Origin of the sequence: Solicola agrisoli (assembly GCF_049059935.1) — a bacterium.
Classification (GTDB): Bacteria; Actinomycetota; Actinomycetes; order Propionibacteriales; family Nocardioidaceae; genus JAURVT01.
In genome coordinates this window covers 1-19,688 of record NZ_JBMGQR010000038.1, presented here as the reverse complement: position 1 = coordinate 19,688, position 19,688 = coordinate 1, and the positions used below count along the sequence as shown (strand labels likewise).

The following is a 19,688-nucleotide window of genomic DNA, read 5'->3' as shown; positions in this document are numbered from 1 at the left end:
TCGCCATCGGATAGTCTGAGTCGTTCGTTCTTGTTCTTGAGCATCATCTTTTCACTGGGAGTGTTTCGCTGTGGCTGCTGTCTGCGACGTCTGCGCCAAGAAGCCCAGCTTCGGCAACAACAAGCCGTGGTCGCGCAAGCGCACCCGGCGTCGTTTCGACCCCAACATCCAGCGCGTGCACGCCATCGTCGGGTCGACGCCGAAGCGCATGAACGTGTGCACCTCGTGCATCAAGGCCGGCAAGGTCACCCGCCAGGGCTGACCGGCACCTCGCCGCACCGCAGAGCGGGTCGTCCCTCGGGACGGTCCGCTCTTCTGCGTGCCCGCACGCGTCCGTCCCCGGTGCGTCGACGTCCGAGCCGTGCAACGCATCAGCGACTGATGCGTTGGGGAGCTCGGACCTCGACGCGGGGGTGGTGGGCCGCTCAGCGGTAGTGCTGGTGGCCGGTGTCACCGTCCCAGACCTCGCCGGCGACGGTGACGCCGGCGCCGTCGGCGACGCGGCCCACCACGGTGAAGCCGTCGGGCAGGGCGGTGCCGGACGGGAAGGTGGCGACGAGCGGGTGGTCGTCCCCACCGGTGAGGCAGAAGCCGAGCGGGTCGAGGCCGAGCGCGGCGCCCACGGCCTGCAGCGGCTCGTCGACGACGAACGCCGCGGGGTCGACGTCGATCGCGACGCCGCTGGCGAGCGCCACGTGGCCGAGGTCGGCGAGCAGGCCGTCGCTCACGTCGATCATCGACGTCGCGCCGGCCGCGGCCGCCGCCGGGCCGGCCGCGTACGGGGGCCGCGGACGACGGTGCGCCTCGACCACGGCGCGCGGCGAGCGGAACCCGCGGGCCAGGACGTTGTAGCCCGCCGCGGCGTGCCCGATGCGGCCGGCCAGCGCGACGACGTCGCCGGGACGCGCGCCGCTGCGCAGCACCGGGTCAGCGTCGCAGCGGCCGAGCACCGTGACGGCGATGGTGATCTTGTCGGCGGCGGTGACGTCGCCGCCCACCACGCTGGCGCCGACCGTGGCGGCCTCCTCGGCCAGCGCGGCGGTCATCTCGGCCGCCCACCCGGCGTCGAGGTCGCCGGGCGCGGCGAACCCCACGACGAGGGCGGTGGCCACGCCGCCCATCGCGGCGACGTCCGCGAGGTTCGCCGCGGCGGCCTTGTGGCCGACGTCGGCGGCCTCGGACCAGTCGCGGCGGAAGTGCCGGTCCTCGACCATGAGGTCGGTCGACACCAGCACCCGTCCCCCGGGAGCGGCCACCATCGCGGCGTCGTCGCCGGGTCCGACCAGCACGCCGTCGCCCACCGGGAGGGCCGCGGTGACCCTCGAGATGAGCCCGAACTCGCCGGTCTCGGCGACGCTGCCTGCCTGCGGGTCGCCCGTGCCGGGCTGCCTGTTCACCATCTGCCCATCCTCCCAGCCCGGGGCCCGCCACCGTCCCCCGCCGCACGGCGGGCGAGGGGGCCGCGATGTTGTACGGTGAGCCCGGCCCGGCCGCCCCACGCGGGGCGGGACGCAGTGACGAGAGGAACCCCCGATGGTGGTGCAGGCGTACATCCTGGTGCAGACCGAGGTCGGCAAGGCCGCCGAGGTCGCCGCCTCCATCGCCGAGGTCAAGGGCGTCACGCTCGCCGAGGACGTCACCGGCCCCTACGACGTGATCGTGCGCGCCGAGGCCTCCAACGTCGACGAGCTCGGCCAGATCGTGGTCTCCAAGGTGCAGAGCATCGACGGCATCACCCGCACGCTGACGTGCCCCGTCGTCCACTTCTGACCCTCGCCGGCCTGACGCTGCTCCTCACCGCCTGCGGACGCACGCCCGCACTCGAGCTCGACCCGGTCACCCCCTCCCCCGGCACGTCCGCGTACTGCGAGCGGCTCGACGGGGTGCTGCCCGCCGCGGTCGCCGACCAGCCGCTGCGTCGGGTCGAGCCGGAGAGCGCGGGCCACGCCTGGGGCGACCCCGCCATCGTCCTGCGCTGCGGGGTGCCCGAGCCCGCCGCGCTGCGCCCGGACTCGCGGCTGGCCGACGTCGACGGCATCGGCTGGCTCGACGAGGAGCGCGGCGACGCGATCGTGTTCACGACCGTGGGCCAGGACGTCGACGTCGAGGTGACGGTGCCGAGCGCCTACAAGCCCGAGGCCGACGCGCTCGCCGACCTGTCGTCGGCGCTGGAGCGTGCGGGCCGCTAGCGCAGGCCGGTGTCGCGCGCGAGCGCGAGCGACAGCAGGCGGTCGACGAGCGCCGGGTAGTCCAGGCCGCTGGCCTGCCACAGCTGCGGGAACATCGAGTACGGCGTGAAGCCGGGCATCGTGTTGACCTCGTTGATCACGAGCTCGCCGGTGGGGAGCAGGAAGAAGTCGACGCGCGCCAGCCCCTCGCAGCCGAGTGCCTCGAACGCGCGCAGGGCGGCGCCGCGCACCTCGTCGGCGCGGGCGTCGTCGAGGTCGGCGGGGATGAGGTTGGCGCTGGTGCCGTCGACGTACTTGGCGTCGAAGTCGTAGAAGGCGTGGTCGGCCGCGGTGTCGACGGCGACCTCGCCGACGACGCTGGCCTCGGGCCCGGCGCCGAGCCGCTCCAGGACGCCGCACTCGATCTCGCGAGCGCCGGCGGCCGCGGCCTCGACGAGCACCTTGGGGTCGTGCTCCTGCGCCAGCTGCAGGGCGGCGTCGAGGTCGTCCGGCGAGGGCACCAGGCTGACGCCCATGCTCGACCCGGCGCGCGCCGGCTTGACGAAGACGGGGTAGCCGAGGTCGTCGACCGACCGGCGGACGGTGGCGGGGTCGTCCTTCCAGGCGCGGGCGGTGACCACGACGTAGGGCAGCTGGGCCAGCCCGGCGGCGGCGAACACGACCTTGGCGAATGCCTTGTCCATCGCGACGGCGCTGGTGAGCACGCCCGCGCCGACGTAGCGGACGTCGGCCATCTCGAGCAGCCCCTGCAGGGTGCCGTCCTCGCCCCACGGTCCGTGCAGCAGCGGCAGGACGACGTCGACCTCGCCGAGGGTGCGTGGGACGTCGCCGGGCTCGGTGACGCTGAGGTGGCGCGAGCTGAGCACCACCTCGGAGCCGGACGCCTCGACGCTGGGCAGCACGCCGGGAGCCGGGTCGGGCAGCTCGGCGGGCTGCAGCACCCACCGTCCGTCGCGGGCGATGCCGACCGGGACGACCTCGTAGCGCTCGGGGTCGATGGCGGCGAGGACCTGGCGGGCGGTCATGCAGGACACGGCGTGCTCGCTGGAGCGGCCGCCGAACACGACCGCGACGCGGGGCCGCTCGGGCCGCGGACGCTCGGCGGGGTGGCTCATTTTCGCGACCCTACCGAACCGGTGGGACGATGGGCGCATGCCCACACCGTCGGCCGACCGACCTCTGTCCCCCGCCAGCGTCGTCGTCGGCGCCGGGCGTCCCGCGCACGAGCCCGACGCGCCGCTCAACACCCCGCTGACGCCCGCCAGCACCTACGTGGCCGGCGGCGAGCGCGAGTACGGCCGCTACGCCAACCCCACCTGGGAGGCGTTCGAGCAGGTCCTGGGCGAGCTGGAGGGCGGCCGGGCGATCACCTTCTCCTCGGGCCTGGCCGCGGTCGCGGCGGTGCTCGACCTGGTGACGCCGGGCGAGGCCGTCGTCGTCCCGCGCCACGCGTACCTGGGCACGCTCACCCAGCTCGGCGAGCGCGAGCAGCGCGGGCAGATCGAGGTGCGCGTCGTCGACACCGAGGACACCGCCGCCTACGCCGCCGCGGCCGAGGACGCCGCCATCGTCTGGATCGAGTCGCCGACCAACCCGGCGCTCGAGGTGGCCGACGTCGCCGCGATCTGCGCCGCGGCCCGTGCGGCCGGTGCCACGAGCGTCGTCGACAACACCTTCGCCACCCCGCTGCTGCAGCGTCCGCTCGAGCTCGGTGCCGACATCTCCCTGCACTCGGCCACCAAGTACCTGGCCGGCCACAGCGACGCGCTGATCGGTGCCGTCGTCACGGCCGACGACCAGATCCACGCCGCCATCGACGGGCGCCGCCGGACCCTCGGCGCGACGCCCGGCGTGCTCGAGAGCTGGCTCGCCGCCCGCGGCGTCCGCACCCTCCACGTCCGGATGGAGCGGGCGCAGCACAACGCCCAGGTGCTCGTCGAGCGGTTGCGCGCGCACCCGGCCGTCGAGCGCGTCCGCTACCCCGGCTTCGGTGCGATCCTCGCGATCGAGGTGGCCGGCGGCGCCCCCGCCGCCGAGCTGCTCACCCACAGCGCCCGGATGATCGTCCACGCGACGAGCCTCGGCGGCGTGGAGTCGACCTGGGAGCGTCGCCGCCGCTGGGCCTCCGAGCCCCAGACCATCCCGGAGAACCTCGTCCGCCTGTCGGTGGGCATCGAGGACGTCGACGACCTCTGGGCCGACGTCGACCAGGCCCTCGTCGCCGCGTCCACCGTGGTGGGCCTCCAGGCCTGACGCCGGACGACCCTCCCGTCCGCGATCCGAAGGGTTTCAGGGGTTCTCGCGGCCCAGAACCCCGCTAACCCTTCGGATCGCGGACGAGGCGGGCGTCAGAGTGCGAGCAGGTCGACCATCGCGTCGACGAGGCGGGCGCCGACGCGGGCGTCCGCGTCCGGGGTGCCGCCCGCACGCAGGGCGCCGGTCGGACGCGGCGGCTCGCCCGGCAGCAGCACTTGGTGGCCGGCGTCGGCCTCGACGACGACCCTGGTGGCCAGGCCGGAGGCGTCACGGCGCGCGCCGATCTGCCGCGCCCACACGTCCGACGGCCACACCTGGTCGTCACCTCCACCGGTCACGACGACGGGTCCGGTGATGCGCTCGACCGGGATGCGGGCCGCGTCGGCGGCGGCCGACACCGCGAGGCTCTGCTCGTACATGCCGCGAAGCGCGGGCGGGTCCTCGTCGCCGGGCGCCCACGACTCGTCGTAGCCGACGTGCGGCAGTGGCGCGCCGTCCAGGGTGAACGACGAGCGTCGCGGCAGCTCCCGTCCGTCCGCACCGGGTCCGACGCTCGCCCACACGTGCGCCGGCGGTGAGATCGCGACCACGGCGTCGACGCGTGCGTCGTGGACGCCCAGGAGCAGGGCCGCCTCCGCGCCCTTCGACGTCCCGAGCACCGCGACGTGGTCCACCTGCGCGGCGAGGGCGTCCAGCGCGGGCCCGAACGACTCCAGCGGCACCTCGCAGATGCCGGGCACCTGACCGGGCTGCCCGAACCAGCGGTGGGCCGTCGCGACGACCCCGGTCCGCTCCAGCGCCGCGGCCCGCGCCGATTCGTCGCGTCCGCTCGACCCCGGCAGCACGAGCACGCCCCAGCCGGACCCCACGGTCAGTCGCGGACCTCGGGGCGGGCCTCGCGGGAGACCAGGGAGGTGACCATGTCGCGGGGGGTGGCCTCGCCGCGGATGAGGGCGGCGACGGCGTCGACGATGGGCATGTCGACTCCGTGGGCGGCGGCCAGCTCGGCGACGGACTCGCACGACTTGACGCCCTCGGCCACCTGCCGCGTGGACGCGGTGACCTCCTCGACGGTCATGCCCTGGCCGAGCTTCTCGCCGAACGTGCGGTTGCGCGAGAGCGGGGACGAGCAGGTGGCGACGAGGTCGCCGAGGCCGGCGAGCCCGGCGAGCGTCATCGGGTCGGCACCCATCGCGTTGCCGAGACGGGCCGTCTCGGCCAGGCCGCGGGTGATCACGGTGGCCTTGGCGTTGTCGCCGAAGCCCATGCCGCTGGCGACGCCGACGGCCAGGCCGATGATGTTCTTGGTGGTGCCGCCCAGCTCGCAGCCCACCACGTCGGTGTTGGTGTACGGGCGGAACGACGACGTGTGGCACACCTTCTGCAGACGGCGGGCGACGTCCTCGTCGGCGCAGGCCACGACGCTCGCCGCGGGCTCGCGCAGGGCGATCTCCTTGGCGAGGTTGGGGCCGGTGACCACCGCGATGCGCTCGGGCCCGGCACCGGTGAGCTCGGCGATGACCTCGCTCATGCGCTTGTGGGTGCCGAGCTCGACGCCCTTCATCAGGCTGACGACCACCGCGTCCGACGGGATGTGCTCGGCCCACTGCTCGAGGTTGGCGCGCAGCTGCTGCGACGGCACCGCGAGCACGACGACCTCGGCGCCGTCGAGCACGTGCACCGGGTCGTGGCTGGCCTCGACCGCGGCGGGGATCTCGATGCCCGGCAGGTAGTCGGTGTTCTCGCGACGCTCGTTGATCGCGTCGCACACCTCCTGCCGGCGGCCCCACAGGTGGACGTCGTTGCCGGCGTCGGCGAGCACGAGCGCGAACGCGGTGCCCCACGAGCCGGCACCCAGGACGGCGGTTCGCGTCACGCGTCATCTCCCTTCGCGCGCTCGGCGGCGCGCTGCTTGATCTCGCGCACGGTCATGCGCGTGGGCGGCGGGGTCTCGCCGCGGATCTCGCCGAGCAGGCCGGCGATGGTGTCCATGATCCGGGTGGTCGCCTCGGCGAGGACGGCGGCGTCGATCGGCCTGCCGCGGAGGTCGTCGAGGTCGACGGGCGGGCCCACGTTGACGTGCATGGTCTTGCGCGGCAGCACGTGCGGGACGGCAGTGTACGGCGCCAGGACCTCCTGCGCGCCCCACTGGGCCACGGGGACCACCGGGCAACCGGTGGTGAGCGCGACGCGGGCCGCGCCGGTCTTGCCGGCCATCGGCCACAGGTCGGGGTCGCGGGTGATCGTGCCCTCGGGGTAGATGATCACCGCGCCACCCTCCTCGACGGCCTCGACCGCCGCGGAGAACGCCTCGGCCGCGGTGGCGGTGCCGCGGTAGACGGGGATCTGCTGGGTGGTGCGGATCAGCCGGCCCAGCACCGGGAAGTCGAGGATCGAGGCCTTGGCCAGGTAGCGCGGCGGCAGGTGGTTGTCGACGCAGAAGTGCGCGAGCGTCAGCGGATCGAGGTGCGAGACGTGGTTGGCCGCGAGCACGAACCCGCCGTCGGGGAGGTGCTCGGCGCCCTGCCAGTCCTGCTTGGTGAGCGTCTTGACCGAGGGGCGCAGGGCCGTGACGAATCCCTTCAGGGCGAGGCTCATCGGGCGTGGCTGCACTGTCTCCTCCTGTGTCGTCGGCAGGCACACACTAGGGCATGGGTCACACCCGGCGTGATGCCCGCCGCGCGCGTCCGGGGCCGTTGCGGGCATCATCGGCACGTGGGCGCGGACGAGGTCGAGACCGGCTGGACGGTCGTCGTCCCGGTCAAGCAGGCCGACCTCGCGAAGTCCCGCCTCGCCCCCGCGCTCGGGGTGTTCCGCAGCCGCCTGGCCCACGCGTTCGCGCTCGACACCGTCGACACCGTCGTCGCGTGCGAGCGGGTGTCGCGCGTCGTCGTCGTGACGGACGACGACGTCCTCGTCCGCGCGCTCCCGCGCGGTGTCGACGTCGTCGGCGACCCGACCGGCGGCGACGACCTCGACGCCGCCGTGCTCGCCGGTGCCCACGTCGCGCACGGCCCCGTCGCGTCGGTCGCCGCCGACCTCCCCGCGCTGGTCGTCGACGAGCTGACCGAGGCGCTCGACGCCGCGGCCCACCACGTCCGAGCGGTGGTGGCCGACGCGGACGGCACGGGCACCACGATGCTGACGGCCCGGGGCGGCGCGCTGCTGCGTCCCGCCTACGGTCCCGGGTCCGCCGCGCGTCACGTGGCCCTGGGGGCCGTGGCCCTCGACGGGGCGTGGCCGGGACTGCGCCGCGACGTCGACGAGGCCGCGCACGTCGCGGCCCTGCGTCCCGCGGACGTCGGGCGTCGCACCGCGGCCGTGCTCCGACTCATCCCCTAGCGTGGGCCCCGTGCAGGCGACGGTGGCGAGCTACGACGACGAGACGCGCGGCGGCACCGTGCTCCTGGACGACGGGGTGCGGCTGTCGTTCGACGGACGCACGTTGCGCGACGACGTCCGCCACCTGCGCGTCGGGCAGCGCGTGCACCTCGACGTCGACGGCTCCGACCCCCCGGGCGTCATCGGCGTGAGCATCCACTGACGTCGACGGCCCCGCACCCGGGTGGGTGCAGGGCCGTCGAGGTGAGGAGTCAGGCCTTCTTGGCGGTGGCCTTCTTCGTGGTCGTCTTCTTGGCGGTCGTCTTCTTGGCCGGTGCGGACTTCTTCGCCGCCGTGGTCTTGGCCGCCGTCTTCTTGGCCGGTGCGGACTTCTTCGCCGCCGTGGTCTTGGCCGGCGTGGTCTTCTTGGCCGGCGTGGTCTTCTTGGCGGCCGTCGTCTTCTTGGCCGCCGTCGTGGTGGTCTTCTTCGCGGGCGTGGCCTTCTTCGCCGTGGTCGTCTTCCTCGCGGGCGTCGCGGCCTTGGTGGCCGGGGCGGCGGCCTTCTTGGCGGCGGCGGTGGCCGTGGCGACCGTCTTGCGCGGCAGCTTCTTGGCCCCGGACACGACGTTCTTGAAGTCGGCCCCGACGGTGACCTTGGGGACCGACTTCTTCTTGATCCGGATCTTCTCGCCGGTCGCGGGGTTCCGGCCGCTGCGTGCGTCGCGCACGATCTTCTCGAACGAGGCGAAGCCCGTGAGCGCGACCTTCTCGCCCTTGCTGACCTCGCGCGTGATGGTGTCGATGACGGCGTCGAGCGCTTCGCCCGCGGCCTTCTTGTTGCCCTCGAAGTGCGCCGAGAGCGCCTCGATGAACTGCGTCTTGTTCACTGCGGTCCCTTTCGCGAATGGGCCGAGCGCTCGCCCGACGTTCCTCGACCGTAGGGACCGCGACCCCGCTTAGCAATCATTTGCGGCGTGTTCGGCCCGCCGTCCTTGACGTCTGGGGAAGGGGCCGTCAGCGGTCCGTGCGCCGTCCAGGAACGACCGACGCCCAGGACCCCCGGTTCACGGGGGTCCTGGGCGTCGAGGTGCTGAGATCAGACGGTGGTGACCGGCTTGTACGCCGGACGCGTCCGCTCGAACGCGTCGACGTCCTCGCCGTGCGAGAGCGTGATCGCAATGTCGTCGAGACCCTCGAGCAGGCGCCAGCGCGTGTAGTCGTCGATGTCGAAGGAGTCCTCGACGCGGTCGACGCCGGTGCCGGCGCTCACCGTGCGCTCGACGAGGTCGACGTCGATCTCGATGCCGGGCTGCGCGTCCATCAGGTCCCACAGCGCGGTGACGGTCTTGTGGTCGACCTGCGCCGCGAGCATCCCCGCCTTGCCGGAGTTGCCACGGAAGATGTCGCCGAAGCGCGGAGCGATGACGACCTTGAAGCCGTAGTTCTGCAGGGCCCACACGGCGTGCTCACGCGACGAGCCGGTGCCGAAGTCGGGCCCGGCGACGAGGACCGACGCGTCGGCGTACTGCGGCTGGTTCAGCACGAACGACGGGTCGCTGCGCCAGGCGGCGAACAGGCCGTCCTCGAACCCCGTGCGCGTGACGCGCTTGAGGTAGACCGCGGGGATGATCTGGTCGGTGTCGACGTTGCTGCGGCGCAGCGGCATGCCGACGCCGGTGTGGCGGGTGAAGCTGTCCATGGTCGGCTCCTCAGGCGTTCGCGGGGGCGGGCAGGTCGGCGGGCGAGGCGAGGTGGCCGAGGACACCGGTCGCGACGGCCACCTGGGGCGAGACGAGGTGCGTGCGACCGCCCTTGCCCTGACGTCCCTCGAAGTTGCGGTTGGACGTCGACGCGCTGCGCTCGCCCGGCGTCAGCTGGTCGGGGTTCATGCCGAGGCACATCGAGCACCCGGCGCCGCGCCACTCGGCGCCCGCCTCCTTGAAGATCACGTCCAGGCCCTCCTCCTCGGCCTGCAGGCGCACCCGCACCGAGCCGGGCACGACCAGCATGCGCGTGGAGTCGGCGACGTGGTGGCCCTCGATGATCGAGGCCGCGACGCGCAGGTCCTCGATACGGCCGTTGGTGCACGAGCCGACGAAGACGGTGTCGACGGCGATGTCGCGCAGCGGGGTTCCGGCCGTCAGGTCCATGTACTCCAGGGCCCGCTCGGCGGCGACGCGCTCGTCGGCGTCGTCGAACGAGGCGGGGTCGGGCACCGTGGCCGACAGCGGCGCACCCTGGCCGGGGTTGGTGCCCCAGGTGACGAACGGCGTGACGGCCGAGGCGTCCAGGGTGATCTCGCGGTCGAACTCGGCGTCGTCGTCGGTGACGAGCGACCGCCAGTGCTCGACGGCGGCGTCCCAGTCGGCGCCCTTCGGCGCGTGCGCGCGTCCCTCGAGGTAGTCGTAGGTGGTCTGGTCGGGTGCGATCAGGCCGGCCTTGGCACCCCACTCGATCGACATGTTGCAGATCGTCATGCGCGCCTCCATCGACAGCGCGCGGATGGCGTCGCCGCGGTACTCCACGACGTAGCCCTGGCCGCCACCGGTGGTCTCCTGCGTGATGAGCGCGAGGATCAGGTCCTTGGCCGTGCTGCCCTCGGGCAGGTCGCCGACGACGTTGACGGCCATGGTCCTCGGACGCTTCTGCTGCAGCGTCTGCGTGGCGAGGACGTGCTCGACCTCGCTGGTGCCGATGCCGAACGCGATCGCGCCGAACGCGCCGTGCGTCGAGGTGTGCGAGTCGCCGCAGACGACCGTCATGCCCGGCTGGGTCAGGCCCAGCTGGGGGCCGATGATGTGGACGATGCCCTGGTCGAGGTCGCCCATCGGGTACAGGTTGACGCCGAACTCCTCGCAGTTGCGACGGAGCGTCTCGACCTGCGTGCGCGACACCAGGTCGGCGATCGGCTTGTCGAGGTCGGTGGTGGGGATGTTGTGGTCCTCGGTGGCCAGCGTCAGCTCGGGTCGACGCACCTGGCGCCCCGCGAGCCGGAGACCGTCGAAGGCCTGCGGGCTGGTGACCTCGTGCACGAGGTGGAGGTCGATGTAGAGCAGGTCCGGCTCGCCGTCGGCCGTCCGGACGACGTGCTCGTCCCACACCTTCTCCGCCAGTGTCCTACCCATGTCCCACTCCCAGGTCGTCGGCCCGCGCCGCGTTGCGCGGAGCCCGTCTCGCATGCTGCGCCTCGCTGTGGCGGGTGGCACCCGTCCAGGCCTTGCGTTTCACGATGCGAGACGGCAATATCAAGGCATGGACAACTCTAGCGGAGTCGGCGTCCTCGACAAAGCCGCCCTGGTCCTCACCGCCCTCGAGTCCGGGCCTGCCACGCTCGCCGGGCTCGTCGCCGGCACCGGCCTCGCCCGTCCGACGGCCCACCGGCTGGCCGTCGCGCTGGAGCACCACCGCCTGGTGGCCCGCGACATGCAGGGGCGCTTCGTCCTCGGACCGCGCCTCGGCGAGCTGGCCGCGGCCGCCGGCGAGGACCGGCTGCTCGCCGCCGCCGGCCCCGTCCTCGCCCGCCTGCGCGACATCACCGGCGAGTCCGCCCAGCTGTTCCGCCGCCAGGGCGACGTGCGCGTGTGCGTCGCTGCGGCCGAGCGTCCCACCGGTCTGCGCGACACGGTGCCGGTCGGCAGCCAGCTGACGATGAACGCCGGCTCGGCCGCCCAGGTGCTGCTCGCCTGGGAGGACCCCGAGCGGATGAACCGCGGGCTGCAGCAGGCCGCGTTCTCCGCCGCCGCGCTGGCCGGCGTGCGCCGTCGTGGCTGGGCGCAGTCCGTCGGCGAGCGCGAGCCCGGCATCGGCTCGGTGTCGGCGTGCGTGCGCTCCCCCTCCGGCAAGGTCGTCGCCGCGGTGTCGGTGTCGGGCCCGCTGGAGCGCCTCAGCCGCCAGCCCGGACGCATGCACGCGCCGGCCGTCGTCGCCGCCGCCGAGCGGCTCTCGCAGGGTCTACGCCGCCAGGCCGAGTAGGTCAGAACAGCGCGGGGCTCTCCAGGTCGAGGAGGGTCTGCTTGCGCGCGAGCCCGCCGGCGTAGCCCGTCAGCTTGCCGCTGGAGCCGATGACGCGGTGGCAGGGCACGACCACCGGGATCGGGTTGGAGCCGTTGGCCGAGCCGACGGCACGCGACGCCCCCGGCGGGAGCCCCAGCTGCGCGGCGATCGCGCCGTAGCTGGTGGTGGCGCCGAACGGGATCGTGACGAGCAGGTCCCACACCCGACGCTGGAACGGTGTGCCGCCCGCCCCGAGCGGGAGGTCGAACTCCGTGAGGTCGCCGGCGAAGTAGGCCGTCAGCTGACGATCGGCCTCGACGAGCACGGCGTCGTCGGACGTGGCGGCGTCGGACGGCTCGGCGTCGAAGTCGATCGCGACGAGGTGCGTGCCGTCGCCGCGCAGCAGCAGGCCGCCGATCGGGCTGTCGAGCCAGCGGGTGGGACCGGTGTGCGGTGCGCGGCTCACAGCTTCTCCCCCGTCGCCTGGATGCGCCGGGCCTCGCGCCACAGCTGCACGACGGCGTAGGACCGCCACGGTCGCCACTGCTCGGCTCGCGACCTCTCGATGCCGAGGCGGGCCATCACGCGGTCGAGGACGAGGTCGCCGCCGAGCAGGACGTCGGGGTCGCCCAGGGCCCGCATCGCGACGTAGTCGGCCGTCCAGGGGCCGATGCCGGGCAGCGCGACGAGACCGGCGCGCACCTCGACCGGGTCGGACCCCGGGTCGAGGTCGAGCGTCCCCTCGTCGACCGCACGGGCGAGCGCGATCAGCGCGCGTCCCCGCTGGCGCGGGATGGGGAGGTCCTCGGCCTCGACCGCCGCCAGCCGGTCTGGCGTGGGGAAGGCGTGGGTGAGGCCGAAGACCTCGTGCGGGCGGCCCAGCGCCTGCACGATGCGTCCACCGACGGTGCGGGCGCCCGAGACCGACACCTGCTGGCCCAGCACCGTCCGCGCGGCCGTCTCGAAGCCGTCGACGGCGCCGGGCAGACGGACGCCGGGCACCTCGGCGACGAGCGGCGCGAGCGACGGGTCGCCCGACAGCACCTCGTCGACGGCGACCGGGTCGGCGTCGAGGTCGAGCAGGGCGCGGCAGCGCTGCACGGCCAGCACCGTGTCGCGCGAGTCCTGCAGCTCCAGCTCGCACCCGACGCCGTCGTCCGCGACGTCGAGCCGCACCGCGCCGAGCCCGTGGCGCAGGGTGAGCACCCGGCTGAACACCGTGCCCTCCACGCTCTCGAGGCCCGGGATCGCGTGGTCGTCGAGGAACGACAGGAGCCCGGTGGCGTCGAACGGCGTGCGCACCGGCAGCCGCAGGCGCAGGACGCCGGACGGGCCCGGCTCGGGGCCGGTGCCGCGCGTGCGGATCTCGGTGGGCGACATCGCGTAGACCTCCTGCATCGTCGAGTTGAACTGGCGCACCGACGTGAAGCCCGCCGCGAACGCGACGTCGGCGGCGGGCATCGCGGTGGACTCCAGCAGCAGGCGGGCGGTGCGGGCCCGCTCGCTGCGCGCGAGGGCCAGCGGACCGGCGCCGAGCTCGTCGCGCAGCACCCGTCCGACGTGCCTCTCGGTGTAGCCGAGCCGCCGAGCGAGCCCGGGCACGCCCTCGTGCTCGACCACGCCGTCGCGGATCATCCGCATCGCGCGGCCCACCACGTCGGCGCGCACGTCCCACTCCGGCGACCCGGGGGTGGTGTCCGGGCGACAGCGACGGCAGGCACGGAAGCCGGACCCGTGCGCCGCGGCGGCCGTCCGGTAGAACTCGACGTTGCCGGCCTTGGGCGTCACCGCCGGGCAGGACGGGCGGCAGTAGATGCCCGTGGTGCGCACCGCGGTGTAGAAGACGCCGTCGAAACGGGTGTCGCGCGAGCGGACGGCGCGGTAGCAGCGCTCGTGGTCGTCGACCAGGCCTGGGTCTCTCGCGGGGGTGGGCACGGACCCATCCTCTCGCGCCCCGGGCCGGAGCACTGGCGGGAATCGGACGTGCACGTACCGGGCCCTGGAACGCCGAGAACCCCGGACCAGGAGGTCCGGGGTTCTCGATCCTGGTAGCCCCGACGGGATTCGAACCCGCGCTACCGCCTTGAGAGGGCGACGTGCTAGGCCGCTACACAACGGGGCCAGGAGGACGGTCGTCGCTGACGACCTGTGAACTCTATCCGACTGCTCTCGGGCCGACCAAATCGACCCGCTCAACAACCAGCGGAGCTCGTCCGCTGGGGTACTAGGACTCGAACCTAGACTAACTGGACCAGAACCAGTCGGGCTGCCAATTACCCCATACCCCATCGTCCGGAACGGGTCCGGACGTGCGGCTCAGGTGTCCCTGAGCCGATCGCTGACTCTACCCGAGCCCCTCCGAGGCCCCCAAATCGGGGCCCCTCCCCGGCGTCAGGCGAGGGCGGCGTCGAGGCGGGCGAGGGCGCGGTCGCGGCCGAGGAGATCAAGGGACTCGAACAGCGGGGGCGAGATGCGGCGACCGCTGACGGCCACGCGCACCGGCCCGAACGCGTTCCGGGGCTTGAGCCCCAGACCGTCGACGAGCGAGTCGCGCAGCGCCTGCTCGATCGACGCGGTGTCCCAGCTCTCGACGTTCTCGAGCGCGGCGCGGGCGGCGCGCACGACGTCCAGACCACCCTCGTCGAGCACCTTGGCGCGGTCGTCGGGATCGATCGAGAACGCGGCGTCGTCGACGAACAGAAACCCGAGCAGGTCGACGGCCTCCTTCAGCACCGCGATGCGCTCGTGCACCAACGGGGTCGCGGCCGTCAGCAACGCCTGCTGGTCGGCCGTGGGCGGGTCGCTGACGAGCCCCGCGGACGCGAGGTAGGGCACCAGGCGCGTGGCGAGGTCGTCGACGGCCAGGCCGCGGATCTTCAGACCGTTGATCGCCTCGCACTTCTTCAGGTCGAACTGCGCCGGGTTGGGGTTGACCCGCCCGATCTCGAACGCGGCGGCCATCTCGTCGAGCGTGAACAGCTCCTGGTCGCCGCCGAAGGACCAGCCGAGCAGCGCGAGGTAGTTGAGCAGGCCCTCGGGCAGGAAGCCGGCGTCGCGGTAGTACGCCAGGCTGCCGCCCGCGTCGCGCTTGGACAGCTTGCGGTTGCCCGACCCGGTGACGAGCGGCAGGTGCCCGAACTGCGGGACGACGCCCTCGCCGATGCCGAGGTCGACCAGCGCGCGGTGCAGCGCGATCTGGCGCGGTGTCGAGCTGAGGAGGTCCTCGCCGCGCAGCACGTGGGTGATGCCCATGGTGGCGTCGTCGACGGGGTTGGTCAGCGTGTAGAGCGGCTGGCCGTTGGCGCGGCGGATGACGAAGTCCGACACCTGGTCGGCCTCGAACGTCACCTCGCCGCGGACGAGGTCGTGGAACGTGATCGTCTCGTCGGGCATGCGGAACCGGACGACGGGCTCGCGGCCCTCGGCTTCGTAGGCGGCACGCTGCTCGTCGGTGAGGGTGCGGTGCAGGCCGTCGTAGCCGCTGGCACCGCCGGCGGCGCGCGCCGCGGTGCGCCGCTCCTCGAGCTCCTCGGGGGTGTCGTACGCGAGGTACGCGCGTCCGGCGTCGAGCAGCCGCTGCGCGACGTCGGCGTAGACGTCCATCCGCAGCGACTGGCGGTACGGCCCGTGGTCGCCGCCGACCTCGGGGCCCTCGTCCCAGTCGAGCCCGAGCCAGCGCAGCGCGTCGAGCAGCCCCTCGTAGGACTCCTCGCTGTCGCGCGCGGCGTCGGTGTCCTCGACGCGGAACACGAACGTGCCGCCGGTGTGCCGGGCGTGCGCCCAGTTGAACAGCGCCGTGCGGGCGAGCCCCACGTGCGGGTTTCCTGTCGGTGAGGGGCAGAAGCGCACCCGGACCGGTCGATCACTCACTGGGGACCACCCTGTTGGTCAGCGTGCCGATGCCCTCGATCGTGACGCTGACCTCGTCACCGGGCGTGAGCGGGCCGACACCCTCGGGGGTGCCGGTGAGGATGACGTCGCCCGGGAGCAGCGTCATGGCTGCCGAGACGTGGGCGACGAGATCGGGGATCTTGTGGATCATGTCGGACGTGCGGCCGTCCTGACGCACGTCGTCGCCGACGAGCGTGCGGATGGAGACGTCGGAGGGGTCGAGGTTGGTCTCGATCCAGGGGCCGAGCGGGCAGAAGGTGTCCGAGCCCTTCGCGCGCCACCACTGGCCGTCGTCGCGCTGGAAGGCGCGCTCGGTGACGTCGTTGGCGATCGTGTAGCCGAAGATCACCTTGGCGGCGTCGTCGGGCGAGACGTCCTTGCAGATGCGGCCGATGACGACGGCGAGCTCGCCCTCGTGGTGCACCTCGGTGCTGCCGGCCGGCAGGACGATCGGGTCACCGGGGCCGACGACGCTCGTGTTGGGCTTGACGAAGACCAGCGGCGTCGTGGGGGCCTCGCCGCCCATCTCGGCGGCGTGGGCGGCGTAGTTCTTGCCGATGCCCAGCACCTTGCTGCGCGGGATGACCGGCGCGAGCAGCCGCACGTCGTCGAGCGGCACCTTCTCCCCGGTCAGCGAGATGCCCGCGTAGAGAGGGTCGCCGGCCACCACCGCGATCATCGGTCGGCCGTCGTCCTCCCCCACGAGTCCGAAACGGGGGTCCTCGTCCGTGGTGAACCTGGCGATACGCACGCACCGACACTACCGATGCCCCGACGGGCGCCCGGGCCCGGTGGCCGAGAGGATGTCCCGCATGGCCCGCTTCACGACGTCCCAGGAGTCCGCCGCCGTGGTCGCCGCGTCCCGCGAGGACGTCTGGGCGGTGCTGACCGACCCCGAGCTGCTCACCCGCCTCACCCCGTTCCTCAAGCGCATCGACGCCGACGGCGACGTCTGGCGCTGGCAGATGTCGCCCATCCCGGCGCTCGGCGTCACCTTCGTCCCGGCCTTCACCGAGAAGATGAGCTTCGACGAGCCGCGCCGCATCGACTTCGTGCACGCGCCGCCGTCGGGCACGCGGGAGCGCTCCGGCGTCGACGGCTGGTACCGCCTCGAGGAGGTCGACGGCGGCACCAGCCTGGCCACGCGCCTGGAGATCGAGGTCGACCTGCCGCTCAGTCGTCTCGCCAAGCCCGCCGTCACCCGTGTGATGGACGGCGTGCTGGGCCCGATGGGCTCGCGGTTCGCGTCCAACCTGTGCGACCACCTCGGCATCCCTCGTCCGCGCGGGTGATGACAGCGCGGCCCGGGCTGCGTCACCGTGGGGCATGGACTGGAAGATCGAGCTCGTCCCCATCCCCGTCACCGACGTCGACCGCGCCAAGGCGTTCTACGTCGACCAGGTCGGTTTCGTCGCCGACCACGACCACCGCGTCGCCGAGGGCCTGCGGTTCGTGCAGCTGACGCCGCCGGGCTCGGCGTGCTCGGTCGTGCTCGGCGAGGGCATCACCGAGATGGAGCCGGGCAGCCAGAAGCTGCTCCAGGTCGTCGTGGACGACGCCGCGGCGGCGCGCGACCAGCTGCGCGCCGCCGGGGTCGACGCGAGCGACGTCGACGAGCAGCCGTGGGGGTTGTTCGTCACCTTCGCCGACCCCGACGGCAACACGTGGAACCTGCAGCAGGTCGTGCCGCAGGGCTGAGCTAGGCCGAGCCGAACCGCCGGTTGCGGCGGGCGTACTCCTCGACGGCCGCCCACAGGTGGCGGCGGTCGACGTCGGGCCAGGCGACGTCGGCGAACACCATCTCGGCGTACGCGGACTGCCACAGCATGAAGTTCGACGTGCGCTGCTCCCCGGACGACCGCCAGAACAGGTCGACGTCGGGCAGGTCGGGCTCGTCGAGGTAGCGGGAGAGCACCTTCTCGTCGACCTTGTCGGGGTTGACGCGGCCGGCGACGGCGTCGCGCGCGAGGGCCGCGGCGGCGTCGGCGAGCTCGGCGCGCCCGCCGTAGTTGACGCACATCGTCAGGGTGCAGACGGTGTTGTGCCGGGTGAGCTCCTCGGCGACCTCGAGCTCCTTGATCACGCTGCGCCACAGGCGCGGACGGCGTCCGGCCCAGCGCACGCGAACGCCGAGCTCGTGCATCTCGTCGCGGCGGCGCCGGATCACGTCGCGGTTGAAGCCCATCAGGAAGCGCACCTCGTCGGGCGAGCGCTTCCAGTTCTCGGTGGAGAACGCGTAGGCCGACACGTGCGTGACGCCGACCTCGATGGCGCCCTCGACGACGTCGAACAGCGCCGCCTCGCCCGCCTCGTGCCCGGCGGTGCGGGGCAGCCCGCGCTGCTTGGCCCAGCGGCCGTTGCCGTCCATGACGACGGCGACGTGCGCGGGCACCTGGTCGCGGGGCAGGTCGGGCGGGCGCGCACCCGAGGGGTGCGGCGTGGGGCGTCGGACCATCTCGTCCGTGCTCCTATCGGTCGACGTGGACCAGCGAGCGCAGGCCGCGCTCGAGGTGCCACTGCAGGTAGGCGGCGATGAGCCCGCTGGCCTCGCGGCGGGCGCGGGCCGAGGCGGCGTCGACGACGGGCCACTCGCCGGCGAGGAGCCCGCCGAGCAGGCCGACGGCCTCGACCGACGGGGTGGCCGACCCCGGGAGCCGGCAGTCCTGGCAGAGCATGCCGCCGGCGCTGGGGTTGAAGCTGCGGTGCGGTCCCTCGAGGCCGCAGCGGGCGCAGCCGTCGAAGCTGGGTGCGTAGCCGGCGATCGACAGCGCCCGCAGCTGGAACGAGTCGAGGATCGAGGACGCCTCGTGCTCGCCCGACGTCAGCGCGCGCAGGGCGCCCACCAGGAGCAGGTACTGCTGCACGGCGGGCTCGCCCTCCTCGCCGGCCAGGCGCTCGGCGGTCTCGAGGATCACCGTGCCGGCGGTGTAGGCGCGGTAGTCGGCCCCCAGGTGCGAGGCGAACGGGTCGAGCGTCTCGACCTGGGTGACGACGTCGAGGGTGCGACCCTCGGCGAGCTGCAGGTCGACCCGCATGAACGGCTCGAGGCGCCCACCGAAGCGCGAGCTCGTCTTGCGCACGCCCTTGGCCACCGCGCGGACGCGTCCGTGGCGACGCGTGAGCAGCGTGACGATGCGGTCGGCCTCGCCCAGCTTCTGGCAGCGCAGGACGACACCCTCGTCGCAGTACAGGCTCACCGGTCCATTGTGCCGGTCCGGGCCGACGGTCGCCGTCGCGGCGCGTCGACACCGGTCGTCCAGGTGGGCGTTCCTTTTTGTCCGGGTCGCGTGGTGACATGGCTCATGGCCCACCACACGTTCCTCCCGCCGTACCTGCTCCAGGCCGTCGTCGACTCCACCGAGGGCGACGTCGCCGACTGCGGCCGCGCCACGCTCGTCGCCGACGGCCTGATGCGCGAGCGCCGCACCGGTCCCCCGTCCCCGCCGCGGCGCACCGCGCTGGCCAGCGGGCGCTTCACCGTCAACACCGCCGGCAACACCGAGGACCTCCCGGGCACGCCCGCGCGGGCCGACGGCGCCGAGCCGGTGGGCGACGCCGCCGTCGACGAGGCCTACGCCGCCACCGAGCAGGTGTGGGCCCTGTTCGAGGAGGTGTACGGGCGCTCGTCCGTCGACGGCCAGGGCACGCCCATCACGGTCACCGTCCACTACGGCCGCGGCTACGTCAACGCGTTCTGGGACGGCCAGCAGCTGGTCTTCGGCGACGGCGACGGGCAGCTGTTCGACCGGTTCACCAAGCCGCCGGACGTCCTCGCCCACGAGTTCACCCACGGCGTCACGCAGTACACCGCGAACCTCGTCTACCAGGGCCAGTCCGGCGCCCTGAACGAGAGCGTGTCCGACGTGTTCGCGGTGCTCACCACCCAGCGGGTGGCCGGCCAGACCGCCGACCAGGCCGACTGGCTGATCGGCAAGGGCCTGTTCCTGCCGGGCGTGCAGGCCACGGCGCTGCGGTCGATGTCGGCTCCCGGCACCGCCTACGACGACCCTCGCCTGGGCAAGGACCCCCAGGTCGGCT

The 19,688-nt window shown here is 73.4% G+C and carries 24 protein-coding genes and 2 tRNA genes; 10 read left to right on the top strand and 16 right to left on the bottom strand.

Going from position 1 to position 19,688, the window contains the following annotated elements:
* The first annotated feature begins 70 nt into the window (after nt 1-70).
* Nucleotides 71-262, top strand: coding sequence for a 50S ribosomal protein L28 (gene rpmB, locus ACI6PP_RS13950; protein ID WP_421112204.1), 192 nt, complete (start codon nt 71-73; stop codon nt 260-262).
* A 163-nt stretch (nt 263-425) separates the two neighbouring features.
* Here rpmB and ACI6PP_RS13945 read toward each other — a convergent pair whose 3' ends face one another.
* Nucleotides 426-1,400, bottom strand: coding sequence for a thiamine-phosphate kinase (locus ACI6PP_RS13945; protein ID WP_421112203.1), 975 nt, complete (start codon nt 1,398-1,400; stop codon nt 426-428).
* 133 nt (nt 1,401-1,533) lie between these two features.
* On the opposite strand from ACI6PP_RS13945, the gene ACI6PP_RS13940 reads away from it, so the two are divergent.
* Together ACI6PP_RS13940 and ACI6PP_RS13935 are read left to right on the top strand one after the other, a co-directional pair.
* Entirely contained in the window at nt 1,534-1,770 is a 237-nt protein-coding gene (locus tag ACI6PP_RS13940; RefSeq protein ID WP_476712937.1) for an Lrp/AsnC family transcriptional regulator, read from the top strand.
* A complete protein-coding gene (locus ACI6PP_RS13935; RefSeq protein ID WP_421112202.1) occupies nt 1,749-2,189 on the top strand; it encodes a DUF3515 family protein in 441 nt (146 codons plus the stop codon). Before ACI6PP_RS13940 ends, ACI6PP_RS13935 begins: the two co-directional genes overlap by 22 nt.
* Here the strand turns inward: ACI6PP_RS13935 and ACI6PP_RS13930 are convergent.
* Complete coding sequence (locus ACI6PP_RS13930; RefSeq protein ID WP_421112201.1) at nt 2,186-3,304, bottom strand: D-alanine--D-alanine ligase family protein; 1,119 nt, start codon at nt 3,302-3,304, stop codon at nt 2,186-2,188. The two genes, ACI6PP_RS13935 and ACI6PP_RS13930, sit on opposite strands and share 4 nt — an antisense overlap.
* 37 nt (nt 3,305-3,341) lie before the next feature.
* Here ACI6PP_RS13930 and ACI6PP_RS13925 point away from each other — a divergent pair, with 37 nt between their 5' ends.
* Nucleotides 3,342-4,442: a trans-sulfuration enzyme family protein gene (locus ACI6PP_RS13925; protein WP_421112200.1), complete on the top strand. Its 1,101-nt coding sequence runs from the start codon at nt 3,342-3,344 to the stop codon at nt 4,440-4,442.
* A gap of 95 nt (nt 4,443-4,537) precedes the next feature.
* Here the strand turns inward: ACI6PP_RS13925 and ACI6PP_RS13920 are convergent, their stop codons facing one another.
* Genes ACI6PP_RS13920 through ACI6PP_RS13910 form a run of 3 tightly spaced genes read right to left on the bottom strand, consistent with a single transcriptional unit; the run spans nt 4,538 to nt 7,043 of the window.
* Nucleotides 4,538-5,314 (bottom strand): acyl-CoA thioester hydrolase/BAAT C-terminal domain-containing protein, encoded by a 777-nt coding sequence (locus ACI6PP_RS13920; RefSeq protein ID WP_421112199.1) that lies wholly within the window; start codon nt 5,312-5,314, stop codon nt 4,538-4,540.
* Between the two features lie 2 nt (nt 5,315-5,316).
* Nucleotides 5,317-6,321 (bottom strand): NAD(P)H-dependent glycerol-3-phosphate dehydrogenase, encoded by a 1,005-nt coding sequence (locus tag ACI6PP_RS13915; protein ID WP_421112198.1) that lies wholly within the window; start codon nt 6,319-6,321, stop codon nt 5,317-5,319.
* Nucleotides 6,318-7,043: a lysophospholipid acyltransferase family protein gene (locus ACI6PP_RS13910; RefSeq protein ID WP_421112197.1), complete on the bottom strand. Its 726-nt coding sequence runs from the start codon at nt 7,041-7,043 to the stop codon at nt 6,318-6,320. Before ACI6PP_RS13910 ends, ACI6PP_RS13915 begins: the two co-directional genes overlap by 4 nt.
* 117 nt (nt 7,044-7,160) lie before the next feature.
* Here ACI6PP_RS13910 and cofC point away from each other — a divergent pair, with 117 nt between their 5' ends.
* On the top strand, nt 7,161-7,787 hold the full coding sequence (gene cofC / locus ACI6PP_RS13905) for a 2-phospho-L-lactate guanylyltransferase (protein WP_421112196.1): 627 nt from the start codon (nt 7,161-7,163) through the stop codon (nt 7,785-7,787).
* 10 nt (nt 7,788-7,797) lie between these two features.
* Nucleotides 7,798-7,989, top strand: a complete 192-nt coding sequence (locus ACI6PP_RS13900; protein WP_421112195.1) for a hypothetical protein — start codon at nt 7,798-7,800, stop codon at nt 7,987-7,989.
* Between the two features lie 49 nt (nt 7,990-8,038).
* Here ACI6PP_RS13900 and ACI6PP_RS13895 read toward each other — a convergent pair whose 3' ends face one another.
* From ACI6PP_RS13895 to leuC, 3 genes are all read right to left on the bottom strand, one after another.
* Nucleotides 8,039-8,653, bottom strand: coding sequence for an HU family DNA-binding protein (locus tag ACI6PP_RS13895; RefSeq protein WP_421112194.1), 615 nt, complete (start codon nt 8,651-8,653; stop codon nt 8,039-8,041).
* Between the two features lie 209 nt (nt 8,654-8,862).
* Nucleotides 8,863-9,465, bottom strand: coding sequence for a 3-isopropylmalate dehydratase small subunit (leuD, locus tag ACI6PP_RS13890; protein WP_421112193.1), 603 nt, complete (start codon nt 9,463-9,465; stop codon nt 8,863-8,865).
* A 10-nt stretch (nt 9,466-9,475) separates the two neighbouring features.
* Nucleotides 9,476-10,891: a 3-isopropylmalate dehydratase large subunit gene (gene leuC, locus ACI6PP_RS13885; RefSeq protein ID WP_421112192.1), complete on the bottom strand. Its 1,416-nt coding sequence runs from the start codon at nt 10,889-10,891 to the stop codon at nt 9,476-9,478.
* A gap of 127 nt (nt 10,892-11,018) precedes the next feature.
* Here leuC and ACI6PP_RS13880 point away from each other — a divergent pair, with 127 nt between their 5' ends.
* Nucleotides 11,019-11,738, top strand: a complete 720-nt coding sequence (locus ACI6PP_RS13880) for an IclR family transcriptional regulator (protein WP_421112191.1) — start codon at nt 11,019-11,021, stop codon at nt 11,736-11,738.
* Nucleotide 11,739: 1 nt separating this feature from the next.
* Here the strand turns inward: ACI6PP_RS13880 and ACI6PP_RS13875 are convergent, their stop codons facing one another.
* The 6 genes from ACI6PP_RS13875 to ACI6PP_RS13850 all read right to left on the bottom strand — a co-directional run bounded on the left by ACI6PP_RS13875 (nt 11,740) and on the right by ACI6PP_RS13850 (nt 16,401).
* Entirely contained in the window at nt 11,740-12,225 is a 486-nt protein-coding gene (locus ACI6PP_RS13875) for a methylated-DNA--[protein]-cysteine S-methyltransferase (RefSeq protein WP_421112190.1), read from the bottom strand.
* Complete coding sequence (locus ACI6PP_RS13870; RefSeq protein ID WP_421112189.1) at nt 12,222-13,694, bottom strand: DNA-3-methyladenine glycosylase 2 family protein; 1,473 nt, start codon at nt 13,692-13,694, stop codon at nt 12,222-12,224. The genes ACI6PP_RS13875 and ACI6PP_RS13870 overlap by 4 nt, the downstream gene beginning before the upstream one ends.
* A gap of 111 nt (nt 13,695-13,805) precedes the next feature.
* Nucleotides 13,806-13,881: transfer RNA gene (locus ACI6PP_RS13865), tRNA-Glu, on the bottom strand.
* Nucleotides 13,882-13,975: 94 nt separating this feature from the next.
* Nucleotides 13,976-14,047, bottom strand: a tRNA-Gln gene (locus tag ACI6PP_RS13860).
* A 103-nt stretch (nt 14,048-14,150) separates the two neighbouring features.
* Complete coding sequence (gene gltX, locus ACI6PP_RS13855) at nt 14,151-15,608, bottom strand: glutamate--tRNA ligase (protein ID WP_476712938.1); 1,458 nt, start codon at nt 15,606-15,608, stop codon at nt 14,151-14,153.
* A 13-nt stretch (nt 15,609-15,621) separates the two neighbouring features.
* Nucleotides 15,622-16,401, bottom strand: a complete 780-nt coding sequence (locus tag ACI6PP_RS13850) for a fumarylacetoacetate hydrolase family protein (RefSeq protein ID WP_421112187.1) — start codon at nt 16,399-16,401, stop codon at nt 15,622-15,624.
* Nucleotides 16,402-16,462: 61 nt separating this feature from the next.
* On the opposite strand from ACI6PP_RS13850, the gene ACI6PP_RS13845 reads away from it, so the two are divergent.
* Nucleotides 16,463-16,942 carry an SRPBCC family protein gene (locus tag ACI6PP_RS13845; protein WP_421112186.1) on the top strand — a complete coding sequence of 160 codons (480 nt, stop codon included), beginning with the start codon at nt 16,463-16,465 and terminating at the stop codon, nt 16,940-16,942.
* 34 nt (nt 16,943-16,976) lie between these two features.
* Nucleotides 16,977-17,348, top strand: a complete 372-nt coding sequence (locus tag ACI6PP_RS13840; protein ID WP_421112185.1) for a glyoxalase superfamily protein — start codon at nt 16,977-16,979, stop codon at nt 17,346-17,348.
* A 1-nt stretch (nt 17,349) separates the two neighbouring features.
* On the opposite strand, the gene ACI6PP_RS13835 is transcribed toward ACI6PP_RS13840, so the two are convergent.
* Both ACI6PP_RS13835 and recO read right to left on the bottom strand, forming a co-directional pair.
* A complete protein-coding gene (locus ACI6PP_RS13835) occupies nt 17,350-18,105 on the bottom strand; it encodes an isoprenyl transferase (RefSeq protein WP_421112184.1) in 756 nt (251 codons plus the stop codon).
* Between the two features lie 13 nt (nt 18,106-18,118).
* On the bottom strand, nt 18,119-18,847 hold the full coding sequence (gene recO / locus ACI6PP_RS13830; protein WP_421112183.1) for a DNA repair protein RecO: 729 nt from the start codon (nt 18,845-18,847) through the stop codon (nt 18,119-18,121).
* 93 nt (nt 18,848-18,940) lie between these two features.
* Between recO and ACI6PP_RS13825 the strand changes: the two genes are divergently transcribed.
* On the top strand, nt 18,941-19,688 hold a 748-nt coding region (locus tag ACI6PP_RS13825; protein WP_421112182.1), incomplete at its 3' end, for a M4 family metallopeptidase.